Origin of the sequence: Allobranchiibius sp. GilTou38 (assembly GCF_017565325.1) — a bacterium.
GTDB lineage: Bacteria > Actinomycetota > Actinomycetes > Actinomycetales > Dermatophilaceae > Allobranchiibius > Allobranchiibius huperziae.
Map to the genome: position 1 here is coordinate 484,900 of NZ_JAGEKN010000006.1, position 26,410 is coordinate 511,309.

Consider the following 26,410-nt stretch of genomic DNA (forward strand, 5'->3'; position numbering starts at 1 on the left):
CACCTCGTTATCAAGGAGCGCACGTGAACATCGTTGTCGGATACATCCCCAGCCCAGAAGGCCTGGCGGCCATCGACCACGCCGTCATGATGGCCAAGCTCGGTGAGGGGCGAATCGTCGTCCTCAACTGCGGCACCCGTGGAAGCGACGCCGACCCGAGCTTCTCCGAGGCGGCGGACTGGGACGCGGTCGATCAGAAGCTCACCTCGCTGGGCCTCACCCACGAGATGCGTCAGCCCGCGCAGGCCCGGACGCCCGCGGACGAGATCCTCAAGGCCGCGTCCGACATCGCCGCGGATCTCATCGTCATCGGCATCCGCCGCCGGTCCCCCGTGGGCAAGCTGATCGCGGGCAGCACCTCGCAGCAGGTGCTGCTGGACGCGAACTGCCCCGTCCTCGCGGTCAAGCGCCCCCTCGACGGGAGTTGACCGCAGCTCGTCGACGAGCGACCTGATTCGAGCCGACCTCCGTCGTCCCCGGTGATGCGCAGTGGTGCGGCCCGGTATGCAACGAAGCGGCCGGACTCCCGATGGAGGGGGTCCGGCCGCGCCGCGTGCCGGGAGGTCAGGCGGGCATGAAGGGCAGCACCTCCTTCGCCGGAGTCTCGGTGCTCGCCACGAGGTCGTGGACGCCGTAGCTCAGGTGCACCACGTCCTCGGTACGTTGGATGACGATGTCCGCGCCGACATTCACGGCGCCCGGCGGAGAGCTGCCTGGTCCAGTCACCGGCGGTGGCGACGGCCTCGAGCCGACGGTGTCTCGGGATGGCTCGCCTCGGACTGGACGCCGTCGTGCTCGAGCCCCGGGCCATGCCACGCCTCGAGCACCTCGCGGTCGCCCCTCACCCCGCGCTCGACACCGAAGGGACGGGCCGGGCAGGGACATGGCGGTGCATGAAGTCGCGGATGACACCCTGGAAGCGCGCGCGTTCCTCGGTCTGCGGGGAGTGACCCGATTCCTCGAAGACCACGAGCTCCGAGTGCGGCACCAGCGCGGCGATGGTCTCGGAGGAGCTCACGGGGGTGACCCAGTCGTGGCGGCCGACGGTGACGAGCACCGGGAACTCGATGGTGGGGAGGCGGTCCTTGAGGTCGTAGCTGCCCCAGTTGTGCTGGAAGCACCAGTTGTGGGCCTCGTGCCGGTAGTGACCGTTCTCGACCGCCGCGGCCGACCGGGCCGGGTCGTAGTCGTGGTCGTAGAGCCCGATCATCTCGCTCCAGCACTGCTTGAGGTCGGCGTCGTCGCGGATGCGGCCGCTCCAGTACCGGTTGAAGTTGTCCCAGTCGATCTCGATGCGGTCCTGGTTGCGAGCGTTCTCGAAGGCGAGCTTCAGGTTCGATCCGTCCGCGGACGTGTCGCGCAGCACGACGGCCTCGACGTGCTCGGGGTAGGCCAGCGCGTACTCCAGAGCGATGAAGCCGCCGTACGAACCGCCGGCGACGGTGACCCTCTCGACACCGGCCCACCGACGCAGCGCGTCGACATCGGCTGCCCACTGCGCGTGGGAGTACGGCGCCACGGCCTCGCTGACGCCGCAGCCGCGTGCGTCGAAGACAATGACGCGGTACTCATCGGCCAGCGGACCGAAGGTGTCCCGCGGTTCGGCGAGGGAGCCGATCCCTCCCCCGCCGTGGTGGGCGATGACGAGTGGTGCGTCCCTCGGCCCCAGATCCTCGACGTTGAGTCGGCATCCGTTGATGAGCAGGTCCATTCGTTCTCCTCGGGTCAGGTGATGAGGTCGCGGTCCACGAATGCCCGCTCGGTGGCCGGGTCGGTCAGAAGAGCGAGTGACCGCCGTCGATCGACAGGGTCTGCCCGCTGATCCATCCGGCGTCGGGGTCGGCGAAGAAGAGGACGCCTCGGGCGATGTCCTCTGCCCGCCCCGTCCTGCGGGTCGCGATGCGCTCGAGCAGCGCCGTCTGCCCGTCGGATCCGTAGCTGTCCCATTGCTTCTGGGTCGTGGGGTTGGAAAGTACGAAGCCCGGTGCGATGCAGTTGGCCGTGATGCCGTGGGGACCCAGTTCCCAGGCGAGCTGCCGCGTCAGGCCGATGAGCCCCGCCTTCGCGGACGTGTAGGCCTGCACGCCCGTCAGGCTGACGCTGCGCCCGGCACCGGACGAGATCGTGACGATGCGCCCGAAGGACCGCCGTTTCATCCCCGGTGTCACCGCTCGGACCACGTTGAACGCCGTCCGCAGGTTGGCGTCGACGACGGCGTCCCAGGCTTCGTCGGTGACCTGCTCGATCGGGGTGTGGGTCTGACCGCACACCCCACCTGCGGAGTGCACGACGATGTCGACGTCACCCAGTCCGCGCAGGTAGTCGGTCGCGGCGGACGCGTCTGCCAGGTCGACCTGTTCGCGGTCCACCCGGTGCACGTGGGCTCCGGCCCCGGACAGCGCGTCCGCGATCGCTCGTCCGATCCCCTGCGCCGTGCCGGTCACCACGGCCGAGCGTGTGTCGAACGTTGCCACTGGACTCTCCTCAGAAACAGTGCGAGTGCCGCGAGCAGTGCCGGCCGGACCGATCCGACCGGCACTGCTCACGCCGATGCAGACGTGGCTAGGCGTAGACCGCGCTGTGGTCGCCGTCGCCATCCCAGTGACCGGCGAACATCGCGTTGCTGTTGTGCGCGATCAGCGCTTCGCCCTGCGGTGTGAGCGCGATGGTGCCGCCCGTCGCGCCACGGCCGGCCAGCTCCTCGTCGTAGGTGGCGCGCGTGGACTCCTCCAGCGTCGCCCCTGCGTAGCGCACCCGCGCAGCGATGTCGTGGCCGACGACGCCTTGGATGAAGGCTTCGCCCTCGCCGGTGCAGGAGACGGCGATCGACTTCGAGCTCGCGAAGGACCCCGCGCCGATGAGCGCGGTGTCGCCGACGCGGCCGACGGCCTGCGCGACCATCCCGCCGGTCGAGGTCGCGCACGCGACGCCTCCGGAGGCGTCGATCGCGACGGCACCCACGGTGCCGGACTTCGACGGCGCGATCTCCCGCTGCAGAACCTCGTCCAGCTGCTTCTGTCGGTGGGCCGTGACGAAGTAGTCCGGCTCCACCGTCGCCAGGTCCCATTCGGCCGCGAGCTCCGCGGTGGGACTCACGAGCAGCACGTGCTCGGTGCGCTCGAGCACCGCGCGGGCGGCGAGCACCGGATTGCGCGCGTACCGGCTGACAGCGACGGCTCCGGCCCGACCGTCCCCGTCCATGACGGCGGCGTCCAGTTCGGCCGTCCCCTCGCGAGTCAAGGACGCCCCCCGCCCGGCGTTGAAGAGCGGGTTGTCCTCCAGGACCATGACGGCCGCGCACACGGCGTCCAGTGCGCTCCGACCGGCCATCAGAGCGCCGCGTCCGGCGTCCAGGGCATCCTGCAGTCCGCGTCGGTAGTCCTGGGCGGCCTGCAGTGCCAGCTCGGTGGTGCGCGGCCCGGCTCCACCGTGGATGAGCAGCACCGGGCGGATCTCGCCCCGTGCCGAAGGCTGCCGCGAATAGAGAATGTTCATCCCGTCCACGGCTGTCAGCGCCCGCCGGCTTGGCGGGTGATGTAGTTGACGGCGACGAATGATTCGAAGGCCGCCAGGGAGTCGTCCGACTCGATGCGGATCGTCCGGGTGCCGATGCGCTCCGCGCCCTTGACCCAACTCCCGACCTCGGCCATGTCCCCGGTCTGGACGTCGAGGTCGAGCTGGACGGGGTGGGTGAGATCCACCCGCGCCAGGCCTCCGGATGTCGCGCGCTGCACCGCCTCCAGGGCACCCGCTCGGATCAGCCTCCGGGACGCCGTCGGGTGCAGATTCTTCGCGCTGAACCGGGAGTCGGAGTACTTCGTGACGACCCGGACCGCATTGCGCGCGAAGGGCGCCGTCTGCTGCTGGGTCGCATCGTCACCGGTCACCAACCCGATCGGCACCGAGTAGTGGTCGGCGACGAGAGCGTTGATCCCGCTCTCCCCCACCTCCACGCCGTTCACCCGGGCGGCGGAGAAGACCTCGGGGTTGTAGGTGTGCGAGAGCGTCGAGGCTGCACCGGAGATCGACCCGTGGTAGCCGACGAAGAAGATGACGTCGAAGGAATCGTCCAGCTGCTGCATCATGTAGTGCTGCTTGTGCCTGCCGGAGACGTACATCACCTCGTGGGCGAGCGCGCTCGGATCCAGGTTGCGCATGGTCGAGTGCGAGTCGTTCACCACGATCTCGTCCGCGCCGCCCTCGACGGCGCCGTCGATCGCCGCGTTGACCTCACCGAGCATCAGTTCGCAGCCCAGGGCGTACGCCGCGCCGCCCTCGCGGCACTGCTCCCAGTCCACGATCCCGGCGACGCCCTCGAAATCGAACGAGATGTAGACCTTCATGCAGACTCCTTCGTTGCTGCGATGGACCGGGGTTGCAACGCTCCGGCGAACAGGCATGCGGCCAGATGGTCGGGTGCGCCGGCCGGCTGCAGCGCCGGGTCCGTGTCGAGACACGACGACTGCGCGTGCGCGCACCGCGGGTTGAACCTGCAACCCTCGGGCAGATGGATCGGACTGGGCGGTTCGCCCTCAATGGCCGGCGCACGCTCCAGATCGACGGGTCGCATCCGGGGGACGGAGGCGATGAGCGCCTTGGTGTACGGGTGTTGCGGGGCGGCGAACATGGCCTGCACCGGCGCGACCTCGACGATCCGGCCCAGGTACATCACCGCGATCCGGTCCACCAGATGCTGCACGACCGCCAGGTTGTGCGCGATGAAGAGGACGGACAGCCCCAGCTCGGTGCGCAGCGATCGGAACAGATCGAGGATGGTGGCCTGCACCGACACATCGAGGGCCGAGACCGGCTCGTCGGCGACCAGCACCTCCGGTCGCACCGCCAGAGCCCGGGCGATCGCGATGCGCTGCCGCTGCCCACCGGAGAACTGACCCGGATACGCATCGAGCGCACTGTCGTCCAGACCCACCAGGCCCATCAGGCGGGACACTTCCTTGTCGATCTGGTCCCGCGGCACGATCTTGTGGACCCGGAGCACCTCCGCCAGTGTCGAGCGGACGGTCAGCCGGGGGTTGAGGGATGAGTAGGGGTCCTGGAACACCATCTGGATCCGTCGGTGCTCGCCGGCGTTGCGATGTATCCCTATCTCCGACCCGTCGGACAGCACTCGTCCGGAGGTCTGACGGGTCCCTCCCGCGATGATCTTCGCCAGCGTCGACTTGCCGGAGCCGGACTCCCCCACCAGCCCCAGGATCTCCCCGCGCTGCAGCTCCAGGGAAACTCCGTCCAGGGCCCGCAGGATGTTCCTGCGGCTGCCGTACTGCTTGGTGAGGTCCTCGACGCGGAGCGCCTCGTTCACGCCCGAGATGATGCTCATGCGTTGACCTCGAAGATCTCATGGACGCGGTCGCAGGCCGAGAGCCTGCCGCCCGCCACCGGGGCGAGCTGCTTGGCACTCGTCGTGCACGCCTCGACGGCGTGGCGGCAGCGGGGAGCGAATGCGCACCCCGGGAGCGGATGGGTCAACGACGGTGGCAGTCCCGGGATGGGCTTGAGCATCCTCTCCGGGTCATCGAAGTCCGGTGCGGATTCGAAGAGGGCCTCCGTGTAGGGATGCAGGGGCGCGCGATACACATCGCGGACGCTGCCCTCCTCCATGATCTGCCCGCCGTACATCACGCTCAGGCGGCTGCATGTCTGGCTGATGACGGCCAGATCGTGGGTGACGAACACCAGCGCGCTGCCCATGTCCTCGCACAGCGTGGCGAGCAGCCGCAGCACCTGGTCCTGCACGGTCACGTCCAGCGCGGTGGTGGGCTCGTCGCAGAGCACCAACGTGGGCTGGCACGACAGCGCCATCGCGATCATGACCCGCTGGCGCAGACCCCCGGACAGCTCGTGCGGAAAGGCCCTGGCCCGCCGGACGGGGTCGGGGATCCCGGTACGCGCGATCATCTGCACGGCCAGGTCCATCGCCGCCTTCTTCGACAGTCCCAGGTGACGACGCGGTCCCTCCGCGATCTGCGCGCCGACCCGCATGGTGGGGTTCAGCGCGGTCATCGGCTCCTGGAAGATCATCGACAGCTTCGGGCCCATGATCTGCCGGCGTCTGGCCGCCGACATCGACAGGAGATCCTCGCCGCCCAGCCAGGCCTGCCCCTCCATGACCTCCACGCCCCGGGGGAGCAGGCCGGCGATGGCCTTCAAGGTCATCGACTTGCCCGACCCCGACTCCCCCACCAGGCCGTATCGCACACCGGCAGGGACCTCGAAGGACACGTCACGCACCAGGGGATCCCAGTGGCCTTCACTTCGGCGGATACCGAGGCTCAGGTGCTGCACGCTCAGCACCGGCGTCGACGGTGTGTCGGTCGGCACTATCTTCTCCGCTCCGGGGACAGCAGGTCACCCAGGCCATCGCCGATCAGGGACAGTCCGAGCCCCGTGATCACGACGGCGACACCGGGCAGCACTGCCATCCACCACAAGGTGGTGATGAATTCCTGCGCGTCGGAGATCATCGATCCCCATTCGGCGGTCGGTGGCGTGATGCCCAGGCCGAGATAGCCCAGGGTCACGATGACCATGATGTCCATGATGATGTCGGACATGGCGTAGGTGATGGCCTGGCTTACCACGTTCGGGCCCACGTGCCGAGCCAGCACCCGCAGATTCTTCAGGCCCCCGAGGCGGGCGGCCTGCACGTACTCCTGGCGCCTCGCGACGATCACCTCACCGCGCACGATCTTGCAGTAGGAGACCCACGAGACCAGGGCGATCGCGAGATAGATGCTGCGCTCGCCGGAACCCATGACGAAGACGAGGGCGATCACCAGCAGATACAGCGGGAAGGCGTAGAAGACATCGACCACGCGCATGATGATGATGTCGACCCAGCCGCCGTAGTAGCCGGCGATCGCGCCGAGCACGGACCCCACCACGAAGGGGATGAGGACCGCGAGGAAGCCGATCTTGAGGTCGACGCGTGCGCCGTACAGCAGTCGGGAGAGGACGTCGCGACCGAGCTTGTCCGTCCCGAGCCAATGCGAGCCGCTGGGCCCCTGGAGCGCTTGGTCGAGGTTCTGGTGCAGCGGGTTGTCCGGGGAGATGAGCGGGGCCAGGACGGCGAGCAGCACCATGATCCCGACGATGATCAACCCGGCGACGAGCGAGCGGTTCTCATACCAGGGACGCAGCCGACGCGACGCCGGCTGCCCGCCGCGGCGTGACCGACGCAGCGTGGCGACGGCACTCATACGTCACCCCGACGGGTGAGATCGACGCGTGGATCAAGGAGCGTGTAGACGATGTCGGTGAGCACTCCCACCGCCACGACGAACACCGCGACGAACAGGGCCACAGCCTGCACCGACGGGAAGTCGCGCGCCTGGATCGACCCGATCAGCAACGATCCCAGTCCGGGAATCGCGAACACCTGCTCGATGACGAGCGTGCCGCCCACGAGGTAACCGACGTTCACCCCGACGATGCTGACGGCGGGGATCACCGCGTTCCGCAGGACGTGGCCGGAGAACAGCGACCAGCCAGCCGCGCCCTTGGACCGTGCTGTCGCCACATAGTCGCTCTCCAGCACGTTGAGCATCGAGGACCGCAGGCTGCGGATGATCACCGGTGACACGGAGATGGCCAGCGTCAATGCGGGCAGGAAGAGGTACCAGAGGTGTTGGGAGAACGTCTGCCCGTAGCCACCCACCGGGAACCACTTGAACCCGACCGCGAAGACCAGCAGCAGCATCACCCCCACCCAGAACTGGGGCATACCGAGCCCCACGAGCGGCACCACCCGCACGGCATGGTCGCGGGCTCCGCCGGGGCGGCTGGCAGCCCATGCCGACAGCGGGACGCTGATGATCAGCATCAGCACCACGGAGTAGAGGACCAGCAGCAAGGTCACCGGCACCCGCTGCAGGACCAGACTCAGCACCGAGGTCTGGTAGGTGTAGCTCTGCCCCAGATTCCCGTGCGCGATGTTGTCCAGGAAGTGCAGGTACTGCTGCGGCAGTGACTCGTCCAGACCCATCTGCTTGCTGAGCGCCGCGACCCTGGCGGGTGTCGCCTGGGCACCCAGAATGGATTCGGCCGGATTACCCGGAATGAGATGCACGAGCAGGAAGACCACGACGGTCACCCCGAAGGCCACAGGCACCGCCTGCACGATGCGCATGGGCACGAACTTGAGTCGCCCTAGCATGAGATCAGCCCTTCTCCCATTCGACGGACGCCGGGCGCGATTACTTGCTCTTCCACACGTCGGCGAGGGGGTAGTTGCCGAGCGGTGTCACCTCGAACTTGTGCACCTTCTTGGAGACCCCGTAAGCGAACGGCGCGTAATACAGGTACGCCAGCGGGGCATCGTGCGCAGTCACGTCCTGCAGCTGGTTGTAGAGCGCGGCGCGCTGGGTCGGGTCCACCGTCTGCTCCGCCTCGCGGTTGAGTTTGATGGCGGTCGGGCTCGAATAGTTGGTGTAGGCCGACTTCGCACCACCGGCGGGGTCCACCGCGAAGCTAGTCCACTCATCGGGGTCAGGAATGTCCATCGTCCACGCGGACAGACCCATCTCGTACTGCATGTTCTGCTGGGCGTTGTGGTTCGCGGTGGGGTCCAGCTGCTTGATGGTGACGTTGATGTTGTAGGGCTTCAGGTCGCTCTGGATGATCTGCGCGGTGGTCATCTTCGAGGCATCACCGGACGGGATCAGCAGCGTCGTACTGAAACCGTTCGGCACCGAGGACTGGGCGAGTTCGCTCTTCGCGAGGGCTGCGTCCTTCATGATCCCGGGCGTGCTCTTCTGGTAGAACGGCACACCGGGCATCAGCAGCGAGTTCGCCGCGGTCCCGTGGTTGAACAGGACCGCCTTCACGATGGCCTGGCGATCGATCATCGCCGAGATCGCGCGGCGTACGTGGATGTCCTGGAACGGCTTCTTGGCCTCGTTGAACGCGACGTAGTCCAGCTCGGTCGAGGGGAACGCCGTGGCGGAGACCGTCGGGGAGCCCACCGACTGGAACGTCGACCAGTCCGGGTACTCGTCGACGTCGGCCTGCCCGCCCTGCACCTGCAGCTTGCGCGTGTTGGAGTCGGGTACGACGTTGAAGGTCACGGACTGCAGGTGGGGGTAGCCCTTCTGCCAGTAGTTGGGGTTGGCGAGCAGCTTCAGGTACTGCCCGCGCTTCCACTCCCCCCACTTGAACGGCCCCGTGCCCACCGGCGCCTGGTAGAAGGCGTCCATCGTCTTGCCGCCGTAGTTGTTCGGCACCACGGCGTTGGAGAAGAGCGCGAGGTCGGCGATCAGGGGTGCCCACGGGTGCTTCAGCGTCACCACGACCACGTACTTGCTGGGCGCCGAGACCTGCTTGATGGAGCTGTTGATGTAACCCCAGCCCGTGGACGCGTACTTGGTGTCCTGGTCGATGGAGAACTTCACGTCGGCCGAGGTCATCTCCGTGCCGGTGGAGAACTTGATGCCCGGCTTGAGCTGGATCGTGTAGGTCATCTTGTCGGCGGAGATCGTGTACCCCTTCGCCAGCAGAGGGGTCGTGCCCTTGCCGTCGGGGGTGACGGTGAACAGGGGCTGCAGCATCTGCTCGAAGGTGAAGATCGACGTGTTGTCGAAGGTCAGGATGTTGTTCATGGACTTGGCGTCCTGGGCGCGTGCGACGACCAGGTTCCCGCCCTGGACGGGGGTCCCCCCGTCGGCGTTCGTCCCAGAGGTGCCGCCGGAGGCACCACCCGAACATGCGCTCAGCGCAACGCTGCCCATCGCGAGCGCACCCACGGTGGTCAGACTCAGAACCTTGCGTCTCATGGCCTACTCCTCGATGTCGGACGACCCGAGACCCGCGGCGCCAGTGCCCCGCGGGTCGTTGTGTCGAACGTACGGACGCTGCTCCCCCGGTACCAGGAGGGTGAGCAGGTCGTTACGCAAACGTTATTACAGATGTGTCTTGCGCTCTGTTTTTGTATGGTCTGGTTACATCTGTTACGCACCGTCGTGACCCGTTCCGGTCATGCGATCGAGAGTGGAGGGCCCCTGTATGCCAACGGAACCCTCGGCGTCGTCCACGGTCGATGCGCGGGTGCACCAGATGATGGACGGGCTGAGCGACGCCGAACGACGCGTCGCCAGGCGACTGCTGGCCGACTATCCGGCGTGCGGACTCGGCACCAGCCACAGCCTCGCCGCGGAGGCCGGGGTGAGCGCACCGACCGTCGTGCGCCTCGCCACGCGTCTGGGCTTCACCGGGTTCAGCGACATGCAGCGGGCGCTGCGCTCCGAGGTCTCCAGCGGGGCCAGCAGCCCGGTGCAGCGCACGATCGCGCAGAGCCATGATCCGCACGGGCCCACGCCGTTCGCGGAAGCGATGCGGCGACGTGCCGATGCCGTCACCGCCACCGCGCGCCGGCTGCCCCCGTCCGAACTGGACTCGGCCATCGGCCTGATCACCGGCTGCACCAAACAGATCCTCATCACTGGCGGGTTCTTCTCCCGCTCCATCGCTCAGGTCCTCGCCCTGCAGCTCTCCCAGGTGCGCGGCGACGTCGTGTACGTCGACGATCCACTTCGCCACGACGCAGGGCTCATCCTGGATGCCCGAAGGCGTTCTGTCCTGGTGCTTTTCGATCTACGCCGATACGAGCCGGCATCTCTCGAACTCGCCCAGCAGGTCAAGGCCGCCGGACTGGACGTCATCCTGATCACCGACCGGTGGATGTCACCGGTCGCAGCGGTCGCGGACGTCGTCCTCACCGCGGAAGTCGAAGCCGTGCCCTTCGACACGTTCGTCGGGCTGCTCGCGCTGGTCGAGACCATCGTGGAGTCCGTGATGTCCCGGATGGGGGCACAGGGCATCCGTCGGATGCGCAAGTGGGAGGACCAGGCGGTGGGTCACACCAGGGCCCACAACACCAACCCGCCACGCCAGTGACCACCAGCCGGCCGACGAGGCCGGACTAGCGAACAAACCGCAACGAGGAGACACGATGACCGAGAACCTGCAGCACAAGACCGCGATCGTCACCGGCTCGGGCAATGGGATCGGTCGGGCCATCGCGACCGCTCTCGGTGCCGCGGGCGCACGGGTGATGGTGTCGGACGTGCTGGTCGACGACGGCGAACGCACCGTGCGGGAGATCGTCGACAACGGCGGCGAGGCCGCCTTCACCGCCGCGGACGTCTCCGATGCGGACCAGGCGCAGGCGTTGGTCCGCGCGACGGTGGAGCGCTTCGGATCCCTCGACATCCTGGTCAACAACGCCGGCGTCGGTGGCGGCAAGCTCCGGCTGCACGAGATCGAGCCGGCGGACTTCGACCGCGTGATCGACGTCAACCTGCGCGGCACCTTCCTCTGCACCAAGTACGCACTGCACCACTTCCTGGAGCAGGGCAGCGGGTGCGTGGTCAACACCGCATCGACGTACGGACTCATCGGCGCACCGAACGCCGCCGCGTACTGCGCGTCCAAGGCGGCGATCATCAATCTGACCCGTCAGCTGGCCGTCGACTACGGTCACGACGGCCTGCGGTTCAATGCCATCTGCCCGGGATACATCGACACCGGGCTCGGGCGGCGCGGCCCGCAGTTGTCACCCGAGGAGTTCGACGCGGCGACGGCCATCAGGGAGAAGGCCGCGGGCATGCAACCGCTGGGACGTCAGGCCCAGCCCAGCGAGGTGGCCAACCTCGCCGTCTTCCTGGCCTCCGACTCCGCGTCGTTCATGACCGGGTCGATCGTCACCGTGGACGGTGGGTGCACGACGACGTTCAACTACGGCGAGGCCAGCAACTAGCCGCCGCGCGGCGGCGTATCCCGCACCCCAAGAGGGAGCAACCTCGCCGAGGTCCAAGGGTGTCGGGGCGAAAGTCCGCGCGGCGGGTCCACCTCGCGTGAATCCGGACGCGCACGATATGGGGATCCCGCGCTCGTTCCGTGCGCCCCTGACACAGCCACGACAAGAAGCGCTCTGGGGCGCGTCGTCCGGGCGGTGAGGACCGCGTCTGCGGTGCCGAATCGGCCCACACATCGTGGGTCACCGGCAAGACTGGGACACCTCTCCCCCGCCACGTGGTCGCCGTGCGTGTGCCACTCAGGAACAGAGCCGGAGTCCGTCATGGCTTTCCTTCCGCTCCCCCGCAGCGCCGCCTGGTCCCACCGATACACCCGCACCGCGCTCGAGGTCGCGTTCTTCGAATCCAGCACTGAAGGCTACGTATTCGCTGGGTGTACGACCGCCGTCGAGGACGCGAGCCCGTGGCTCGTGAGCTACCGCATCGCCGTCGACACGCAGTGGCGCACCCGCCATGCCGAGATCACCGGTCGCTCCGAGGACGGCCCCCGCTCGCTGGTGCTGGACAGTGACGGCGAAGGACATTGGTTCGTCGACGGGGTGATCCAACCCGGGCTGGAGGGGTGCTTCGATCTGGACCTCGAGTCCTCGGCGCTCACCAACACCCTCCCCGTGCACCGACTCGCGCTGCCCCCAGATGCCGGAAGCCAGGCACCAGCCGCGTACGTCCGAGCCCACGACCTCAGCGTCCATCGCTTCGAGCAGCAGTACGCACGCACTCACGACCCCAGCGCCCAGCGATACTCCTACGCCGCCCCGTCATTCGACTTCTCCTGCGAGTTGACCTACGACGCTGCGGGCCTGGTGCTCACCTACCCAGGGATCGCCACCCGCCTCGTTTAGGCGGGTGGCGGTGGTTTCGTGGCCTACCACCACGTCCTACCGCCCAGAGTGACCCATGCCGCCGCGTTGCGGAACGTGGGCTCAGGCCGGGGGAGCGCGCTTAGGAGCTCGCAGTAAACCTTGGCGATCGTGTCGGTGGTCAGTAGTCCGTCGCCCTGCAATTGGAGGCGAGCGCGCGTCGATCCCACGCGAGACTGGTGAGATCTGCCGGTCCCTCGCACCGATCCCGTCGGGGCCGATGCGCCGGTGATGCCGGCCCGGTCAGCCCTTGTGGCGGGGTTTGCGAGTTGCCCGGTCCTGGAAGGACTCCGCGGAGCCCTTCGTGCCGTCGTCCTCGGCCAGGTCGATCAACCTGCCCGAGATGCGGGTGGTGCGCAGCTTGTCGAAGACCTCGGGGGGCAAGTCGGCCGGCAGCTCCACGAGCGAGAAGTTGGGCCGGATCGAGATGGCGCCGAAGTCGCCGCGGCTCAGTCCGCCCTCGTTGGCGATGGCGCCGACGATCTGGCGCGGCTCCACCTTGTGCCGCTTGCCGACATTGATGCGGTAGCTCGCGAACGTCGTGTGGCCGGGCCGAGCCCGTCGTTCGTGCTGGGCGCCGCGCTCGGGCCGGGCGCCGCGATCGCCACGGCTGGACTTGCTGTCGGCGCCGCGGTCGGGTCGCTCTTCACGGGCGGGGCGCTCGGTGCGCCGCGACTTCTCGGCGACCGGGTCGAGCAGCAACGGCTCCTCCCCCTGGGCCACCACGGCCAGCGCGGCGGCCACGTCGACCTCGGGCACGTCGTGCTCGCGGACGTAGTGGGCCACGATCTCTCGGAAACCCTCGATGCGATCCCTCGCCTGCAGTGCCTCGGTGATCTGGTCATCGAAGCGGGCCAGGCGCGTGGTGTTGACGTCCTCGACGCTGGGCCAGGACATCGGGGTCAGCGGCTGGCGGGTGGCCTTCTCGATGTGCTTGAGCAGGTACCTCTCCCGCGGCGTGATGAACGAGATCGCATCGCCGCTGCGCCCGGCCCGGCCGGTGCGCCCGATCCGGTGCACGTAGGACTCGGTGTCGGTCGGGATGTCGTAGTTGACCACGTGGCTGATCCGTTCCACGTCGAGGCCGCGGGCCGCTACGTCGGTGGCCACCAGGATGTCCAGGGCGCCGGACTTGAGCTGGTTCACGGTCCGCTCCCGCACGTTCTGGGCCACGTCGCCGTTGATCGCCATGGCCGAGAATCCCCGGGCCCGCAACTTCTCGGCCAGGGTCTCGGTCTCGTTCTTGGTGCGGACGAACACGATCATGCCCTCGAAGTTCTCGACCTCCAGGATCCGCGTCAGAGCATCGACCTTCTGCGGATAGCTCACCGTGAGGTAGCGCTGGGTGATGTTGGCCGCCGTGGACGTCTTGCCCTTGACGGTGATCTCGACGGGGTCGTTGAGGTACTTCTTCGACAGCCGGCGGATCTGGGCCGGCATCGTTGCCGAGAACAGGGCGACGTTCTTGTCCCTGGGCGTGTCGGCCAGGATTGTCTCGACATCCTCGGCGAAGCCCATCTTGAGCATCTCGTCGGCTTCGTCGAGCACCAGGAAACGCAACTGGGTCAGGTCCAGGGTGCCCTTGTCGAGGTGGTCCATGATCCGGCCGGGAGTGCCGACGACCACATGGACGCCCCGGCGCAGCGCGGAGAGCTGCACGCCGTACCCCTGGCCGCCGTAGACGGGCAGGACCTTCACGCCCTTGAGGTGGGCGGCGTACTTCTCGAAGGCCTCACATACCTGCAGCGCGAGCTCGCGCGTCGGGGCGAGCACGAGCGCCTGCGGCGCCTTCTGAGTGAGGTCCAGGCGGGACAGGATCGGCAGGGCGAACGCCGCGGTCTTGCCGGTGCCGGTCTGCGCGACGCCGACGACGTCACGGCCTTCGAGCAGCGGCGGAATGGTCGCGGCCTGCACCGCCGACGGGGTCTCGTAGCCCACGTCACGCAACACGGCCTGCACCTTCTCGGGCAACCCGAGCTCGGCGAAGGTCGGCATCTCGCGTGCCGCCGGGGTCCCGTCCGCTACATCACTCACCCGACGACGGTAGTGGGTGCTGGCGCGGACGCGCGCTCACGACGTCGCGGCCACCGTCTGCACCCTGGGTTGCTCTCGCCGCGCCGCCCGAGCCAGCTTCCTCACCCGCACGGCATCCGCGGTCCATACGCTCCGTGTCGCAGCTGGTCTCAGAACGGTGGTGTCACCGACGGTGCCTTCTGGCTGAGCCGATCCCGTGGGTGGGGATGCAGGCTCGGTGCGGGTGACCATCTCGACCACGGCCCACTCGACGTCACTGTCCGGACCGAGTTCACGATCAAGACGGGCGGCCTTCTCCAGGAGGGCACTGAGCCCCTCGATGGGTACGCGCGGTGTCACGCCGCACCCCGAACACCACGGTGTACGCATCTCAGCGGGTCCGTCATACGTCGGTCTTCGGGGTCGCCCGCACCACAACAGCAGGCACCACCGGCTGGCCTGTCATTTCGGGCAGAATCCCGAGCGCGGGGTTCACCGTGAGCACAATGGGGGGCGCAATGGCGTGATCGATGTTCTCGGCCGCCTGTACAAGCCACGCGACGACGCTGGACATCGATCCCTGCTCCACCAAGGTAGGTAGCTGCGTCCAGTACTGCAGGTAGGCCTCCTGCAAGCGGCCCTCAGGGCGATCACCCTGCAAAGCGACCAGGTGGGCATAGACCAGGCCGGTCGTCATGTCGTAGATCTGCGCGAACGCGGCCCGGTCTCCACCGGCAGCAGCCGGCACCTGACTGCCCCACCGTCGCTCCATCGGCAAGGTGTACCAGCCACGAGGGTGCTGCGGCCGCTTAGTAGGTGCGTTCCAGGAATTGAGTCCAACCTGACATCTGCGCAGCGGTGACGTCATTGGAACCTGCCGCTCGTAGCGGCGATGGTGCGCAAGGTCTGTTGCAGTGCGGCCATTTCCTCAGAGGCCAGACCGGTGGCTTCGGTGATGACGGCCCGGATGTGGGGCTCCTGCTCTTGCAGCGCGGCGCCGGCCTCGGTGACGGAGACGGTCACGATCCGTTCGTCCCGGCTACGGCGAGAGCGCGTCACCAGACCGGCTCGTTCCATCCGCCGCAGCAGCGGGGTCAGCGTGCCGTAGTCCAAGCGCACCGCCTCGGCCAACTCCCCGATGGTGGGCTGCGCGGTGCGCCACAGAACGATGAGGACCAAGTACTGCGGGTATGTCAGGTGGTACTGCGACAGCAGCCGCCGGTACACCGCGGTGACGGCACGCGAAGCCGCGTACAGGTCGAAGCAGACCATCGACTCCAACGCGGGGTCCGGGGCTGGGGTGATCGTGGTCATTTGGTCCAGTCTGTCGGCGATAGGAAAACTTGTGTGCAAGTATCTTGCATGCAAGGTGAGATATCAAGTGGTGAGGAGAACGTGATGACGCAGTCCCTTCGCGTGCTGGCGTTGGTGTGCAGCCTGCGCGACAGTTCGTCCGATTCCAGCAGTGATCTGCTGGCCCGCCAGCTCATCGAGCAGATGCCCGACGTGGAGGCCACCGTCGTCCGGGTCGCCGACCATGACGTCAAGGCCGGCGTCGAGGCCGACATGGGCGACGGCGACCAGTGGCCACAGATCCGGGCCCAGCTGATCGCGTCCGACATCGTGATCCTGGCCACCCCCACCTGGATGGGCCAGCCCAGCAGCATCTGCCAACGCGTCCTGGAACGCCTGGACGCAGAACTGTCCGAGACCGACGAGCAGGGTCGTCCCCTGACGTTCGGCAAGGTGGCCATCGCGGCCGTCGTCGGCAACGAGGACGGCGCCCACCACATCAGCGCCATCGTCTTCCAATGCCTCAACGACGTCGGGTTCACCATCCCCGCACAAGGAGTGAGCTACTGGAACGGCGAGGCCATGCACGCCATCGACTACAAAGACCTCGACGCCACCCCCGAGAAGACCGCGAGCACCACCAAGATCGCCGCAGCCAACGCCGTCCACCTGGCACACCTCCTGCAGGCGAACGCCTACCCCGCCACCAGCTGACACCGCTGACCAGCCCGCGAAATCTGGGCCGGTCTTGGAGCACCCCGAGCCGGTTGCGATCCCATCCGCCGCGCTGGGCCGGTTCGAACCACACGACACCAACCATCAAGGAGACACCAACGTGTTCGACAAGAAGACCAACATCGCCTCGCAGGAAGCCTTCGGCGAGGCGGTCAACACCGGCAACCTGGACGCGTTCGACCAGCTCGTCGCCCCCGACGCCGTCGACCACGACCCCGCACCCGGCCAGGGCCACGGTCCCGAGGGCTTCAAGGCGATGTTCACCGACATGCGGACCGCGTTCCCCGACCTGCATGTCGAGGTCGAAACCCTCGTCGCCGACGACGACCAGGTCGCGTTCGCCTACACCCTGACCGGGACCCACAACGGGCCGTTCCAGGGCCACGACGCCACCGGCAAGGCGTTCAAGGCACGCGGCGTTCAGATCAGCAAGTTCGCCGACGGCAAGCTCGTCGAACGATGGGGCAGCAGCGACGAGCTCGGCATGATGACCCAGCTCGGCCTGGCCTGAACCGCACCACCACGCTCACCGCAACCCCTTGCCGAGGTTGAAGCATCGGGCAGCGGGTGAAGACAGCCAGGTGGGAAAGCCCCAGTTCATCGCCTTCGGCCGCGGTCGGATTCATTACGGCAACGCCTGTCAGACCATGGAAGCTGATCCGAGTCAGCGTCGGGATTGTGTGATCGTGACGAGTACGTTCGAACCAGCCGGTGGCTATGGCCACCGGCTGGGCAGCCACGCTGAGCCTGATGTTCTGTTCCCGGGTGTGCATCTAGGACATACCTCATATGCACAGCCGATACGAACCTTTCGTGCGCTGCCCGAACCACGTAGAGTACCGATGCGGAACGCAGCTGAGTTGCTCATCGTGCCGGATCCTGCCGTGGCCAACACCACGGACGACAGATCGCAGCGGCCGTCACCATGTGCCATCAGTCGCCGTCCCGAGCACAGACCCACCCTGGTCTGCCATGGGCCCCGGACCCCGGCCTCGTTTCCTCTCGCGAGTCAAGGACGGCCCTCATGGAACGGGATTTGCTGACCTCACCGCCCGTCACCGGTCGCCGCACGGTAGAAGACTGCATCGCACGCCTGTCCGCCGCGCATCAGGCCCGTGTTCGGGCAGCACTCAGCGGTGCGGATCTTTCGCGGTTGGACATCGCCGAGGTGATCGACCTGTGCGACCGAGTTGCCGGCGTCATCAGCTTCACCGAGTACCAGGCCAGAGGCCGCGCCCGACGTCGGGGCAGTGCGCACCTGGCCTGAGGTCAGCGAACCGGCACTTCACCCTGGACCGTCCGTGTCATGACCGGCGTGCTGGTCAGCCTTAGCGGTCGGATGCAGGAAATCCGTGGCGCCCTCGATGATGTTGGCGGCCACCTGCGTGAGGGTTCGATCGCTGCGGCGGGCATGGCCGCGCATCACCGTGAATGCATCAGAGATTGCCATGCCGTGCTGGGCCGAGAGCATGTCCTTGGCCCGTTCGATCAGGACCCGAGTGTTGAGTACTTCCCGCAGCTGCTCGGCCAGACGGCCAACGGGTCTCCACCTCGACTTGTTCGACGTTGGTCACCGGCAGACCGCTGCGGTAGGCGTCCACACATGGTCCTTGGTCGTGTTGCAGCTCGAACGGCTCCACAGCGGTCGCGGCCAGGGTGTGAGCGAAATCGATCGGATCGAAACCTGACGCCAGGGTGTCAGACATCTCAATGAACGCATCCAAGAGACGTTGCCGAGTGACCATGCCGCGCTCCACTTCCCATGGCGAACACGCGGCGGCAGAGACACAACAAAGACCGCCACCAAACGTCCGGCCGCCGACAGTTGAACCGGTCCGGCATTGCACCTCCGACGGTAAAGAACCCATCAATCGGGGAATGCCTCCTCCAGTGTGACGCTGTTGAACGCACACGTCGTCATCTCGGGTCTCAGCCCACCGTGGCACCGCAGCGGCCCCCGCCCGCAAAGCCGGCGCGCCCACCACGATCACCAGCGCCATCGCACCGACGCGCACGACCGCGATTCCTCACGCTCCCCGGAAATTCCCACGTGACGACTGCGAGAAGTGCCCGACCACGGTGATCCTGGACCGGCCTTCCAGAACCGGCTTCCACCGGCGTATCGAAGACCGGCGAAGGTGGTCCATCAACGATCTGTTCCGGACCGCTCCCCATACCCGCGTAGACGCCTGCTCGCGGATCCCCACCATTTGCATTCGGATCAGCAAATCAGCAAGCGGGATTTCGGCGCGCCGCGTCTCGTCCTTGGGCGGCAGGCTCAGGCGCCGGTGCGGTACCCGCCTTGAAATCCATCTTCGCCCTCGTCGAGCACCTCACGGGCCGAACCCACGATTCGAGGGTCCGGGTGTCCGATGATGCTGCGGTCCTTATTCGGATAATCTAAGCGGTCCAACACGAACCGCATCGCTTCAATACGGCCGCGTTTCTTGTCGTTGGACTTTATTACGGTCCAGGGCGCATAGACCGTGTCCGTGTGTTGAAACATCTCCTCTTTCGCCTGGGTGTACGCGTCCCACTTGTCCACGCTGGCCAGGTCTGTCGGGCTCAGTTTCCACTGTTTGACGGGATCCGTCGCGCGCCGTTCGAAACGGGCGATCTGCTCTTGTCGGCCCACGGAGAACCACAGTTTGATCAATGTGATACCCGCCTCGACCCACATCTGTTCGAGCTGCGGACACGATCGCATGAACTCCTGGTACTGCTGATCAGTGCAGTAACCCATGACGCGCTCGACGCCGGCGCGGTTGTACCACGATCTATCGAAGAAGACGATTTCCCCACTAGCTGGCAAATGTTGCACATACCGCTGGAAGTACCATTGACTCGACTCGCGTTCAGTTGGTTTCTCCAATGCCACGACGGTCGCGCCGCGCGGATTGAGGTGCTCGGTGAATCTCTTGATCGATCCACCCTTACCCGCCGCGTCACGTCCTTCGCATGCGATGAGGACTCTCTGCCCGGTGTCCTTGACCCAGGCCTGCATCTTCAGCATCTCGATCTGGAGCGATCGTTTGATCTGGTCATACTCCCGCCGCGTCATCCGCGTGTCGTAGGGGTACCCCACTCGCCACACACCCTCTTCACTGGCAGGCAAGCTCAGGCCGGCTGCGCCTGGCAGCCCGGCCAGTGGCCCCGCGGTGCCGCCGTCACCAGGCCCCTGGGGATCCCCACGCGCGGTATCGATCTTTCGCACATCTGGTTGCTGCTGATCTGCCATCGGCCCAGTGTGGGCTACGTTCACGGATCACACCTGAATACTGGGTGAACGATCCGTAGATGCATCGCTGCCCCACCGATCGGCGTCACCGACTGGCACGCTGCGTGGTCCAGAGCTTCCGCGTCATCAATATTGACGTACTGATTCTCGAAAAACTCCGTTGTAGGAAGGACCGGTCCGTAGCTGGGTGTCTGGTGGGATTGCGACGCAAGTTCTTGCCGCTGGTCGCGCCCCCGGCTCGGACAACTTCGGGTTGCGAGCTGTTCATCCATTCCTTGTTCCAGTCGGGCCATCACAAACGGCAGACCACCCATGATCCCCAGAATGCCCAGGATCATCAGCAAATGAAGACCTAAGCCCACGTTCACTTCTCCCTCTCATTTGCGCACATAGCCTGAACAAGCGGCGCTTTCGAAATTTCATCCAGAAAGGTGCCACTCGGTCCCGGGGTTCGACTATGCAAGGGCCCCTAGTGTTCGCACCACCTTCAAGAGCGAACCGCTCAGGAATCCGGTCCGTCACGCACTGCGAGCCGAACCTCGGTTGAGTAGGGTTGCCAGCTGCGGGCGCCGGTTCGCAGCTCACATCCGTCGCGGCACCATGGTGCGCTGTGGCCTTGCGGTCTCGGAGTCGGGAACGCGGCGCGCGCGCGACGTCTGAATGAACTCTCGATGAACGCTGCCTCGCCATTTGCCAGACGCCCCGCGAACAGTCGCCGAGCGGTGTGCGCGCCCTCGCAACTGCTCCCATACTCGGTGTCATGAGCGGAGAGCTGTTCATCTTGATCCTCGTCGTGGTGACCGCGGTCGGGTTCGACTTCACCAACGGTTTCCATGACACCGGCAACGCGATGGCCACGTCCATCGCGACGGGTGCGCTGAGACCGAAGGTCGCCGTGGCGCTGTCGGCGATCCTGAACCTGGTGGGCGCCTTCCTGTCGGTCGAGGTGGCGGTGACCGTAACGACCTCGGTGCTGAAGATCCAGCAGAAATCCGGCGGGCTCATCAGTGGCCTCGACCAGGAGAAGGCGATCTTCATCATCTTCGCCGGGCTCGTCGGGGGCATCCTGTGGAACCTCGTGACCTGGCTGTTCGGCCTGCCGTCCAGCTCCTCGCACGCGCTCTTCGGCGGGTTGCTGGGCGCCGGGCTGGCCGCGCTCGGCACGGGAGGCATCAACTGGAACGGCCTCATCTCCAAGGTCATCCTCCCGGCGCTCATGTCCCCGTTCATCGCCGGCGCCATCGCCGCCCTCGGCACCTACCTGATCTATGCGATGACCCGGAACGTCCGGCAGAGCAAACGCTCGGGCGGCTTCCGCTGGGGCCAAGTCGCCACCGCGTCGCTGGTCTCCCTAGCGCACGGCACCGGTGATGCACAGAAGACGATGGGTGTGATCGCGCTGGCCTTGATCGCGCACGGATCGCTCAGCGACAAGGAGATCGAAGCGAACGGGCTGCCCGTCTGGATCATCCTTGTGTGCGCCGGCGCGATCGCCCTCGGCACCTACCTCGGTGGGTGGCGGGTCATCCGCACCCTCGGCAAAGGCCTGGTCGAGATCGAGGCGCCACAGGGCATGGCGGCGGAGGCAGCCTCGGCAGTCATCATCCTGACGTCCAGCAACCTGGGCATGGCACTGTCGACCACCCACGTGGCGACCGGTTCGATCATGGGCTCGGGGGTCGGCAAGCCCGGCGCACAGGTTCGCTGGTCCGTCGCCGGTCGAATGGCGGTCGGTTGGATCCTGACCCTTCCCGCCGCTGCCGTCGTGGGCGCTGTCACCTACTTCATCGGGCACGCCGTGGGCGGGGTCGCGGGCGCCCTGCTCATCTTCGCAATCCTCATCGGCTTGTCCGCGTTCATCTACCTGCGCGCACAGAAGCAGAAGATCGACGCGGCCAACGTCAACGCCGAATGGGACGACGCGACCGGCAGCATCGTGCCAGCGTCGGAGCAGACCCCCACGAACGCGAACGCCTGACGGACTCAGACGTAAAGGAGACAACGCAGTGGGCAGCATCGATTGGTCGACGATCGGCCATAACACTCTGAAGGTGGTCATTGTGGGCGTGGTCCTCGGCGCGGGACTGCCGTTCCTGTTCGCGGTCGGCATCAGGTTGTGGGATCAGGGCAGCGGTGGTGAGCACGCCAACGGCACCATCACCGCCGCCAAGCCGGTGGCACTGGCCGCCGCTTACGCGTTGTTCGCGATCGTCTCGCTGGTGGTGATCTACGCGGTGCTCTACGTCACCAAGAGCAGCCTGGACCACTACCTCGGCATCAAGCTCCCGACGTGATGGCACTCAACCCCCTCACCTCGATCCTGGACTGGCTCCGCAAGGGCTATCCCGACGGGGTGCCGCCCAAGGACTTCCAACCCCTCCTCGTACTGCTGACGCGCACGCTGAGCGAGGATGAGCTCGAGGCGACGATGAGCCAGGTCATCTCGAACAACCCGGACGGGGAAATTCGCGCCAAGGACGTCCGCGACGTCATCGCCGAGGTGAAGGCCGCGCCACCGGTCGAAGCGGACGTCCACACAGTCGCTGCTCGACTTGCCGCCGTCGGCTGGCCGCTCGGCACGCCGCAGCCGGAGTCCCGTAACGGTGACCCCGCGACCGGTCAGCAACAACGTGCCGTGTTCGTGCAACGGGTGTTGGACTGGCTCCGGGCGGGCTACCCGGAAGGCGTGCCAGCGACCGATCGCGTACCCGTCCTAGCCCTGCTGCGTCGACGCCTCTCAGACGAGGAGGTCACGTCCATCGTGAGAGATCTGATCGACGAGGCCGACGGTTCCTCCATCAGCGCGGTTGACGCCCAGGTGCTGATCACCAGGGCCACCAACGAGATGCCGACTGACGAGGAGCTGCAGCGAGTTCGCGCCCGGCTCGCCGCTCAGGGTTGGCCTCTGGACGACTGACGCGCATCCCCGGGGCCCTACGCCGCAGGCGGCGTCTACACCCACAGGGCCGCTGCCGGCAGCGGGGAGATCATCACCTCACTCATGCAACAAACGCAGGCCTTCGACCAAGCTCAAGAGGCGACGGTCCTGGCCGTGACGCGCGACCGCGCCACTCGTGGTTGTTCCACACCCCGTAGGTGACGCTTCCGTCGGCCCGCTTCGCCTTTTCAAGGAAACCAGGCGCGCGGCTTCAGACACGGCGTGGATGGCGGTCCACCGGTTCGCACACACGTCCGCCAGCAGCCGACGGCGCGGCACAACCGCGGGTCGACGCCGACTCGTGTCGATCTGCCTGCTGCACAGCATGGGTCCCACCGCGCAGTGCGCGGTGGGACCCATGCTGCACCCACCGGTCAGGAGGTAGCGGAGGTCGTGCGTTTGCCAGCGTGTGAGTGCGGGACGCGGTCCGCGGCCTTGGCGATCGCGGCGTTCACGTCCTTGTCGATGACGGCGGTCAGGGTGGCGGTACTGACGTGCTGCGCGGTCGCGATCTGCTGCAACGTCTCACCCTTCTTCAAGTCGGCCGACAGTGTCTGCGGGCTCAGCTTCAATGTCGCGGCCACGTTCTTGTATGCCCCACCGAGCCCATGGTGCCTGGCCCACGCGCGGGTCGCCGGGTGCTTGCCCGTCTTGCGCACCGGAAGCTTGGTGTTGAGCAGCTTGGTCACCCGCGCATCCGCGGTCGCGTCGAGGCGGGAGAGGAGCGTCGCGCGGGACACGTGATGGCGGGCAGCGATCTGGACCAGCGACTCACCAGCCTTGCGACCCGCCTTCAGACCGGCGACATCGGTGCCGGCGTCCTTGGCGATGGCGGCACGAGTCAGGCCCAGCTCATGAAGCCTGTCCCGGTGACCCTTGTGCTGGTGATGACGAGTGCTCTGGGCGGCGCTGGACTGTGTCGTGGAGGCCGATGACGCGTAGGCCGGAACCCCCACACCCACCGCGGCGACCGCGGCCAAGCTCGAGCCGGTGATGATCTTGGTCCTGCGAAGCATGCAACTACCTTTCGAAAGCGTCGGGCGAATGCCCGCTTACCAGCTCACAGTGGGGTCTGCGTCTGCAACAGGCCTGTGGGGCCCTGTGCTGAGCCTGTCAACCATGGGCGGGCGACCCGGATCGGGGCCCAGATCGGCTCGTCTATCACGATCACATCGCGACGAGTCAGAGTCCAGGTAGGCAGCTAGACAGCCCATTACGCAGTCACCTCGCGTCCATCCGACGCCGCAGCCGACACGAACCCACCCGGTCCGATTACGACTCGTCGAATTTCCGCGCTTTGCAAGTCGCCCGCGAAGCCAACGGCGAGACCGGCCACCCTCGGCCGGATTCGGCACTGCGACCTGGCGGCAGGTACGCCGGTCGGTCCCTGCGCGAACGGGTGGGTGCTGGACAGGGTCGCGCGGTTCGTCAGTCGCGGTCGCCTTCTTTACGCCGCTCGTCCTGGGAACCCTCGTCGTCCATCGAACGTGCCGAGCGCGATCCCGTCACGGTCCTACCCTTGCCGCATGGTGCTGGACTGGTGGTCGCACGAAATCGTGCGCGGCCACAAACTTCCCCTTGTGTTGGCTCTAGGAGCCTTCCTGGTCACCTTCGTCACCACCCGCACGATCACTCGTCTGATCCGGGCCGGCAAGGGACCGTTCCACAACGTGGCCAGTGGTGGGGTTCACCTGCACCACTCCACACCGGGCACGGTGCTGCTGGTCGCAGGTGCCTTCACCGAGGTTGGGGCGGACGGTCGTTCGCCCGGCTCTTATACGGGTGCTGCGCTGATCGGCGTCGGCTCCTCGCTCGTCCTGGACGAGTTCGCCATGATCTTCCACCTGCAGGACGTGTACTGGTCACAAGAGGGCCAGCTCTCGGTCACCGTGGTCAGCCTCACCGCGGCGTGCGTCGCCCTCGCAGTCGTCGGAGTGTCACCGACCGGTGTCACCGGCCTCAGCCCCACTGCCCGCTTCCTCCGCGGCGGCCTCACGACGGTGTTGGTGATCCACTTGGTCTGCGAGGCAGTGACTGCGCTGAAGGGCAAGATCCCGACAGCGTTGATCTCTCTCTTCCTAGGTCCCTTCGCGTGGTACGCCGCAGTACGAATCGCCCGGCCACGATCGCCGTGGGCGAAGTGGTTCTACGGGCCGCACCGGATGGAGCGCGCGTCGCGCCACACCCGGGAATTCGATGACCACTGGTATCCGGTACGACGACATTGGGACGACTTCATCGGAGGCGCACCTTCCGTTGCCAGCCAGCCCGCTCGGCGGCAGCAGGCGCGCTGACAGATCCGCGGCCGCGCGTGAACAGGGGCTGCGGTCGAATCACCCGTGCTCCTCTGCAGCCCGAGCGTGGGTCAGGTTCGTCTGGCCGAGGTCGATCTCAGGCTCCGCGCGATGCCCCAAGCCGCAACGAGTGTCCACACCGCCTGCAGGATAAGAAACCCCCATTGACCATCCAGATAGGCGACCGCTGTGAGGACCGCGGAGCCGGCCAGGTTCAGCGCGAGGTAGGCATAGCTGTGCTGCGACAGCCGGCCGATCTGCAGTAGTGCGAAGGGCACGAGGATGCCGATCGCGCCGATGAATTGCAGAGCAAGATCCATTGCTGTGAACCCACTCAATGAGCAGCTCGCGGCGTGCGGCCCCGCAGCCGTTCGGTGATGCCCCATAGGGAGACGAGCGCCCAGACCGCTTCGAGGAAGACGAAGCCCCACTCGGCGGTGAGGACGCCCGTGACGGTCATCGCAGCGGAGCCAATGGCGTTGGGAATGAGGTAGGTGTACGAGCGTTGGTCGAGCAGGTCCGCCTGGGCGGCGAGGAAGCCGGCGAGCACGAGCAGCGCTCCGATGATCTGAATGAATTGAGTCATAGGTTTCGGGAGCGTCGTCTTCACTGGGCCGGGTACGGCCCACATCTCGTCCGGGGCAGCCACATGACCACCTATGGTTTGCGCTCCCACGGTAACGGCCGAGCATGGTTCCCAGCCACTCGCCGGCACGCCGGCCGCGCTGAACTCGTTCGGCCATCAGGCCCCGACTAATGCGTCGGACCAGCCTGAGGGGCGTCCCGCCCGCTGATCGAGTGCACTCGACGATTCCGCCGATGCTCGATCCGCATATCTCCAGGTCAGAGGCCTGCGGTGGAGTGGACGTGAAGGGACTCGAACCAAATTAGGAGCTGTTCTCGGAGGCTGTGACTACGTCACCGATGGCCTGCACCCAAGGTCCAATGTTACTGTCAGCGAACAGGTTTCGAATCATCAGAGCATTGGTCAGGTGTGGACGCAAAGGGACGCTGGTACCCTCGCTAATCGCACGCTAATCGCACGACACGCGGAGTTTGCCATGGCGAATAAGTATGGCCACCGGGGCTTTGGTCACATTCGCAGGCTGCCCAGCAAGAAGTGGCAGGCCTCCTACACAGGGCCTGACCTCCAACGGCACCAGGCCCCGCACACGTTCGAGACCCGCCTTGATGCTGAGGCCTGGGTCGGA

Annotated in this window: 30 protein-coding genes and 1 riboswitch; of the genes, 11 read left to right on the forward strand and 19 right to left on the reverse strand. The window is 66.6% G+C overall.

The genetic code is table 11. The features are described from left to right. Window positions 1-23: 23 nt before the first annotated feature. Complete coding sequence (locus tag JOB34_RS07390; RefSeq protein WP_208052073.1) at window positions 24-428, forward strand: universal stress protein; 405 nt, start codon at window positions 24-26, stop codon at window positions 426-428. Between the two features lie 136 nt (window positions 429-564). Here the strand turns inward: JOB34_RS07390 and JOB34_RS07395 are convergent, their stop codons facing one another. From JOB34_RS07395 to JOB34_RS07440, 10 genes are all read right to left on the reverse strand, one after another. Continuing rightward, window positions 565-726: a hypothetical protein gene (locus JOB34_RS07395; protein WP_208052074.1), complete on the reverse strand. Its 162-nt coding sequence runs from the start codon at window positions 724-726 to the stop codon at window positions 565-567. Window positions 727-841: 115 nt separating this feature from the next. Further along, window positions 842-1,711 carry an alpha/beta hydrolase gene (locus tag JOB34_RS07400; protein WP_208052075.1) on the reverse strand — a complete coding sequence of 290 codons (870 nt, stop codon included), beginning with the start codon at window positions 1,709-1,711 and terminating at the stop codon, window positions 842-844. Window positions 1,712-1,775: 64 nt separating this feature from the next. Further along, window positions 1,776-2,474 carry an SDR family NAD(P)-dependent oxidoreductase gene (locus JOB34_RS07405; protein ID WP_208052076.1) on the reverse strand — a complete coding sequence of 233 codons (699 nt, stop codon included), beginning with the start codon at window positions 2,472-2,474 and terminating at the stop codon, window positions 1,776-1,778. 88 nt (window positions 2,475-2,562) lie between these two features. Continuing rightward, a complete protein-coding gene (locus JOB34_RS07410; protein WP_208052077.1) occupies window positions 2,563-3,495 on the reverse strand; it encodes an isoaspartyl peptidase/L-asparaginase in 933 nt (310 codons plus the stop codon). 14 nt (window positions 3,496-3,509) lie between these two features. Further along, on the reverse strand, window positions 3,510-4,343 hold the full coding sequence (locus JOB34_RS07415) for a M55 family metallopeptidase (RefSeq protein WP_208052078.1): 834 nt from the start codon (window positions 4,341-4,343) through the stop codon (window positions 3,510-3,512). Then, the gene (locus tag JOB34_RS07420; RefSeq protein WP_208052079.1) at window positions 4,340-5,338 is read right to left on the reverse strand and encodes an ABC transporter ATP-binding protein; all 999 of its coding nucleotides are present in this window, start codon (window positions 5,336-5,338) and stop codon (window positions 4,340-4,342) included. The genes JOB34_RS07415 and JOB34_RS07420 overlap by 4 nt, the downstream gene beginning before the upstream one ends. Beyond that, window positions 5,335-6,339 carry an ABC transporter ATP-binding protein gene (locus JOB34_RS07425; RefSeq protein ID WP_208052080.1) on the reverse strand — a complete coding sequence of 335 codons (1,005 nt, stop codon included), beginning with the start codon at window positions 6,337-6,339 and terminating at the stop codon, window positions 5,335-5,337. The genes JOB34_RS07420 and JOB34_RS07425 overlap by 4 nt, the downstream gene beginning before the upstream one ends. Further along, on the reverse strand, window positions 6,339-7,217 hold the full coding sequence (locus JOB34_RS07430; protein ID WP_208052081.1) for an ABC transporter permease: 879 nt from the start codon (window positions 7,215-7,217) through the stop codon (window positions 6,339-6,341). The genes JOB34_RS07425 and JOB34_RS07430 overlap by 1 nt, the downstream gene beginning before the upstream one ends. Continuing rightward, entirely contained in the window at window positions 7,214-8,173 is a 960-nt protein-coding gene (locus JOB34_RS07435) for an ABC transporter permease (protein ID WP_208052082.1), read from the reverse strand. The genes JOB34_RS07430 and JOB34_RS07435 overlap by 4 nt, the downstream gene beginning before the upstream one ends. 40 nt (window positions 8,174-8,213) lie before the next feature. Further along, window positions 8,214-9,788: an ABC transporter substrate-binding protein gene (locus tag JOB34_RS07440; protein WP_208052083.1), complete on the reverse strand. Its 1,575-nt coding sequence runs from the start codon at window positions 9,786-9,788 to the stop codon at window positions 8,214-8,216. Window positions 9,789-10,017: 229 nt separating this feature from the next. On the opposite strand from JOB34_RS07440, the gene JOB34_RS07445 reads away from it, so the two are divergent. From JOB34_RS07445 to JOB34_RS07455, 3 genes are all read left to right on the forward strand, one after another. Then, window positions 10,018-10,908 (forward strand): MurR/RpiR family transcriptional regulator, encoded by an 891-nt coding sequence (locus JOB34_RS07445; protein WP_208052084.1) that lies wholly within the window; start codon window positions 10,018-10,020, stop codon window positions 10,906-10,908. Between the two features lie 55 nt (window positions 10,909-10,963). Beyond that, window positions 10,964-11,770, forward strand: a complete 807-nt coding sequence (locus JOB34_RS07450; protein WP_208052085.1) for an SDR family oxidoreductase — start codon at window positions 10,964-10,966, stop codon at window positions 11,768-11,770. Window positions 11,771-12,091: 321 nt separating this feature from the next. Beyond that, entirely contained in the window at window positions 12,092-12,670 is a 579-nt protein-coding gene (locus JOB34_RS07455) for a putative glycolipid-binding domain-containing protein (protein WP_208052086.1), read from the forward strand. A gap of 261 nt (window positions 12,671-12,931) precedes the next feature. Here the strand turns inward: JOB34_RS07455 and JOB34_RS07460 are convergent, their stop codons facing one another. From JOB34_RS07460 to JOB34_RS07470, 3 genes are all read right to left on the reverse strand, one after another. Then, complete coding sequence (locus tag JOB34_RS07460) at window positions 12,932-14,683, reverse strand: DEAD/DEAH box helicase (RefSeq protein WP_208052412.1); 1,752 nt, start codon at window positions 14,681-14,683, stop codon at window positions 12,932-12,934. A 421-nt stretch (window positions 14,684-15,104) separates the two neighbouring features. Next, window positions 15,105-15,473: a hypothetical protein gene (locus JOB34_RS07465; RefSeq protein WP_208052087.1), complete on the reverse strand. Its 369-nt coding sequence runs from the start codon at window positions 15,471-15,473 to the stop codon at window positions 15,105-15,107. 92 nt (window positions 15,474-15,565) lie between these two features. Then, entirely contained in the window at window positions 15,566-16,015 is a 450-nt protein-coding gene (locus JOB34_RS07470; RefSeq protein ID WP_208052088.1) for a MarR family transcriptional regulator, read from the reverse strand. Window positions 16,016-16,099: 84 nt separating this feature from the next. On the opposite strand from JOB34_RS07470, the gene JOB34_RS07475 reads away from it, so the two are divergent. The 3 genes from JOB34_RS07475 to JOB34_RS07485 all read left to right on the forward strand — a co-directional run bounded on the left by JOB34_RS07475 (window position 16,100) and on the right by JOB34_RS07485 (window position 17,996). Then, window positions 16,100-16,708 (forward strand): NAD(P)H-dependent oxidoreductase, encoded by a 609-nt coding sequence (locus JOB34_RS07475; protein WP_208052089.1) that lies wholly within the window; start codon window positions 16,100-16,102, stop codon window positions 16,706-16,708. Between the two features lie 121 nt (window positions 16,709-16,829). Beyond that, on the forward strand, window positions 16,830-17,240 hold the full coding sequence (locus JOB34_RS07480; RefSeq protein ID WP_208052090.1) for an ester cyclase: 411 nt from the start codon (window positions 16,830-16,832) through the stop codon (window positions 17,238-17,240). 513 nt (window positions 17,241-17,753) lie between these two features. Continuing rightward, the gene (locus JOB34_RS07485) at window positions 17,754-17,996 is read left to right on the forward strand and encodes a hypothetical protein (protein WP_208052091.1); all 243 of its coding nucleotides are present in this window, start codon (window positions 17,754-17,756) and stop codon (window positions 17,994-17,996) included. 18 nt (window positions 17,997-18,014) lie between these two features. On the opposite strand, the gene JOB34_RS07490 is transcribed toward JOB34_RS07485, so the two are convergent. The 3 genes from JOB34_RS07490 to JOB34_RS07500 form a co-directional block, all read right to left on the reverse strand. Further along, window positions 18,015-18,260, reverse strand: coding sequence for an ANTAR domain-containing protein (locus tag JOB34_RS07490; RefSeq protein WP_208052413.1), 246 nt, complete (start codon window positions 18,258-18,260; stop codon window positions 18,015-18,017). Window positions 18,261-19,007: 747 nt separating this feature from the next. Beyond that, on the reverse strand, window positions 19,008-19,967 hold the full coding sequence (gene ppk2, locus JOB34_RS07495) for a polyphosphate kinase 2 (protein WP_208052092.1): 960 nt from the start codon (window positions 19,965-19,967) through the stop codon (window positions 19,008-19,010). Window positions 19,968-19,987: 20 nt separating this feature from the next. Then, window positions 19,988-20,329: a hypothetical protein gene (locus tag JOB34_RS07500; RefSeq protein ID WP_208052093.1), complete on the reverse strand. Its 342-nt coding sequence runs from the start codon at window positions 20,327-20,329 to the stop codon at window positions 19,988-19,990. A 398-nt stretch (window positions 20,330-20,727) separates the two neighbouring features. On the opposite strand from JOB34_RS07500, the gene JOB34_RS07505 reads away from it, so the two are divergent. The 3 genes from JOB34_RS07505 to JOB34_RS07515 are packed head-to-tail and all read left to right on the forward strand — an operon-like array spanning window position 20,728 to window position 22,884. Continuing rightward, window positions 20,728-21,945: an inorganic phosphate transporter gene (locus tag JOB34_RS07505; protein WP_208052094.1), complete on the forward strand. Its 1,218-nt coding sequence runs from the start codon at window positions 20,728-20,730 to the stop codon at window positions 21,943-21,945. Between the two features lie 28 nt (window positions 21,946-21,973). After that, on the forward strand, window positions 21,974-22,261 hold the full coding sequence (locus JOB34_RS07510; RefSeq protein ID WP_208052095.1) for a hypothetical protein: 288 nt from the start codon (window positions 21,974-21,976) through the stop codon (window positions 22,259-22,261). Further along, window positions 22,261-22,884: a DUF3349 domain-containing protein gene (locus JOB34_RS07515; protein ID WP_208052096.1), complete on the forward strand. Its 624-nt coding sequence runs from the start codon at window positions 22,261-22,263 to the stop codon at window positions 22,882-22,884. Before JOB34_RS07510 ends, JOB34_RS07515 begins: the two co-directional genes overlap by 1 nt. 395 nt (window positions 22,885-23,279) lie before the next feature. Here JOB34_RS07515 and JOB34_RS07520 read toward each other — a convergent pair whose 3' ends face one another. Beyond that, on the reverse strand, window positions 23,280-23,921 hold the full coding sequence (locus JOB34_RS07520; protein WP_208052097.1) for a LysM peptidoglycan-binding domain-containing protein: 642 nt from the start codon (window positions 23,919-23,921) through the stop codon (window positions 23,280-23,282). A gap of 510 nt (window positions 23,922-24,431) precedes the next feature. Between JOB34_RS07520 and JOB34_RS07525 the strand changes: the two genes are divergently transcribed. Next, entirely contained in the window at window positions 24,432-25,199 is a 768-nt protein-coding gene (locus JOB34_RS07525) for a hypothetical protein (RefSeq protein WP_208052098.1), read from the forward strand. A 71-nt stretch (window positions 25,200-25,270) separates the two neighbouring features. Here JOB34_RS07525 and JOB34_RS07530 read toward each other — a convergent pair whose 3' ends face one another. Continuing rightward, window positions 25,271-25,519, reverse strand: coding sequence for a hypothetical protein (locus JOB34_RS07530; protein ID WP_208052099.1), 249 nt, complete (start codon window positions 25,517-25,519; stop codon window positions 25,271-25,273). A 14-nt stretch (window positions 25,520-25,533) separates the two neighbouring features. After that, window positions 25,534-25,785 carry a hypothetical protein gene (locus JOB34_RS07535; RefSeq protein WP_179481119.1) on the reverse strand — a complete coding sequence of 84 codons (252 nt, stop codon included), beginning with the start codon at window positions 25,783-25,785 and terminating at the stop codon, window positions 25,534-25,536. An 8-nt stretch (window positions 25,786-25,793) separates the two neighbouring features. Further along, window positions 25,794-25,860: riboswitch (guanidine-III (ykkC-III) riboswitch) on the reverse strand. Window positions 25,861-26,410 lie beyond the last annotated feature (550 nt).

Excerpts from the sequence above, each read along its gene's own strand:
- JOB34_RS07400 (WP_208052075.1), bottom strand. The coding sequence starts at position 1,711 with ATGGACCTGCTCATCAACGGATGCCGACTCAACGTCGAGGATCTGGGG.
- JOB34_RS07410 (WP_208052077.1), bottom strand. The coding sequence starts at position 3,495 with ATGAACATTCTCTATTCGCGGCAGCCTTCGGCACGGGGCGAGATCCGC.
- JOB34_RS07415 (WP_208052078.1), bottom strand. The coding sequence starts at position 4,343 with ATGAAGGTCTACATCTCGTTCGATTTCGAGGGCGTCGCCGGGATCGTG.
- JOB34_RS07420 (WP_208052079.1), bottom strand. The coding sequence starts at position 5,338 with ATGAGCATCATCTCGGGCGTGAACGAGGCGCTCCGCGTCGAGGACCTC.
- JOB34_RS07430 (WP_208052081.1), bottom strand. The coding sequence starts at position 7,217 with ATGAGTGCCGTCGCCACGCTGCGTCGGTCACGCCGCGGCGGGCAGCCG.
- JOB34_RS07435 (WP_208052082.1), bottom strand. The coding sequence starts at position 8,173 with ATGCTAGGGCGACTCAAGTTCGTGCCCATGCGCATCGTGCAGGCGGTG.
- JOB34_RS07440 (WP_208052083.1), bottom strand. The coding sequence starts at position 9,788 with ATGAGACGCAAGGTTCTGAGTCTGACCACCGTGGGTGCGCTCGCGATG.
- JOB34_RS07445 (WP_208052084.1), top strand. The coding sequence starts at position 10,018 with ATGCCAACGGAACCCTCGGCGTCGTCCACGGTCGATGCGCGGGTGCAC.
- JOB34_RS07450 (WP_208052085.1), top strand. The coding sequence starts at position 10,964 with ATGACCGAGAACCTGCAGCACAAGACCGCGATCGTCACCGGCTCGGGC.
- JOB34_RS07455 (WP_208052086.1), top strand. The coding sequence starts at position 12,092 with ATGGCTTTCCTTCCGCTCCCCCGCAGCGCCGCCTGGTCCCACCGATAC.
- JOB34_RS07460 (WP_208052412.1), bottom strand. The coding sequence starts at position 14,683 with ATGCCGACCTTCGCCGAGCTCGGGTTGCCCGAGAAGGTGCAGGCCGTG.
- JOB34_RS07465 (WP_208052087.1), bottom strand. The coding sequence starts at position 15,473 with ATGGAGCGACGGTGGGGCAGTCAGGTGCCGGCTGCTGCCGGTGGAGAC.
- JOB34_RS07470 (WP_208052088.1), bottom strand. The coding sequence starts at position 16,015 with ATGACCACGATCACCCCAGCCCCGGACCCCGCGTTGGAGTCGATGGTC.
- JOB34_RS07475 (WP_208052089.1), top strand. The coding sequence starts at position 16,100 with ATGACGCAGTCCCTTCGCGTGCTGGCGTTGGTGTGCAGCCTGCGCGAC.
- JOB34_RS07485 (WP_208052091.1), top strand. The coding sequence starts at position 17,754 with ATGGAACGGGATTTGCTGACCTCACCGCCCGTCACCGGTCGCCGCACG.
- ppk2 (WP_208052092.1), bottom strand. The coding sequence starts at position 19,967 with ATGGCAGATCAGCAGCAACCAGATGTGCGAAAGATCGATACCGCGCGT.
- JOB34_RS07505 (WP_208052094.1), top strand. The coding sequence starts at position 20,728 with ATGAGCGGAGAGCTGTTCATCTTGATCCTCGTCGTGGTGACCGCGGTC.
- JOB34_RS07515 (WP_208052096.1), top strand. The coding sequence starts at position 22,261 with ATGGCACTCAACCCCCTCACCTCGATCCTGGACTGGCTCCGCAAGGGC.
- JOB34_RS07520 (WP_208052097.1), bottom strand. The coding sequence starts at position 23,921 with ATGCTTCGCAGGACCAAGATCATCACCGGCTCGAGCTTGGCCGCGGTC.
- JOB34_RS07525 (WP_208052098.1), top strand. The coding sequence starts at position 24,432 with ATGGTGCTGGACTGGTGGTCGCACGAAATCGTGCGCGGCCACAAACTT.
- JOB34_RS07530 (WP_208052099.1), bottom strand. The coding sequence starts at position 25,519 with ATGGATCTTGCTCTGCAATTCATCGGCGCGATCGGCATCCTCGTGCCC.
- JOB34_RS07535 (WP_179481119.1), bottom strand. The coding sequence starts at position 25,785 with ATGACTCAATTCATTCAGATCATCGGAGCGCTGCTCGTGCTCGCCGGC.